The organism is Escherichia sp. GZ89 (assembly GCF_019366485.1).
GTDB classification, from domain to species: Bacteria; Pseudomonadota; Gammaproteobacteria; order Enterobacterales; family Enterobacteriaceae; genus Escherichia; species Escherichia fergusonii.
On sequence record NZ_JAEOHX010000073.1, the window covers coordinates 1 to 534 of the forward strand.

Here is a 534-nt window from a genome sequence, read left to right on the forward strand (position 1 = left end):
GACGCGTTACGCGCCACCTCTTCCACCATCAGTTCAAAACGGCGCAGTGCCTCCGGACGGGCATCATCCTCCGTCATGGCACCGAGAAAATCATTCAGCGTCCCCGGCTTTGAATCCTCATACACGGTGATGGTCCCGGCATGTGACGGCGGGAATCCTTCCACCATCAGAATAACGCTGTACTGACCGTACTCAACGTCCATGCTGTAACGCCCGGCTTCATCCGGATTTTCTGAGGCCAGCGTGTTCACCACGACCGTGGTACTGTTACGTTTTGCCTTCAGCTGAATGGTGCAGTTCTGTACCGGTTTCCCTGTGCCGTCTTTCAGTACACCTGAAATCTTTACTGCCATATTCACCCCACAAAAAAGCCCGCCTGAACCGGCGGGCTGTCATAACACTGTGTTACCTGGCTAATCAGAATTTATAACCGACACCCACGATGAAACCGTCAGTGCGCCAGTCACCACTGCCGGAGCCTTCATAAGCAATATCAATGGCCACGGATTCGGTCGGGTTAAACTGCACGCCAGC

The 534-nt window shown here is 54.1% G+C and carries 2 protein-coding genes; both read right to left on the bottom strand.

The genetic code is table 11. The annotated features are described in order from the left end of the window. The coding region (locus tag K0335_RS22270; RefSeq protein WP_000279176.1) for a prophage tail fiber N-terminal domain-containing protein at positions 1-353 on the bottom strand (353 nt) is incomplete at its 3' end. Positions 354-417: 64 nt separating this feature from the next. After that, positions 418-534, bottom strand: a 117-nt coding sequence (locus K0335_RS22275; protein WP_000518576.1) for an Ail/Lom family outer membrane beta-barrel protein, incomplete at its 5' end; no start/stop codon positions are given.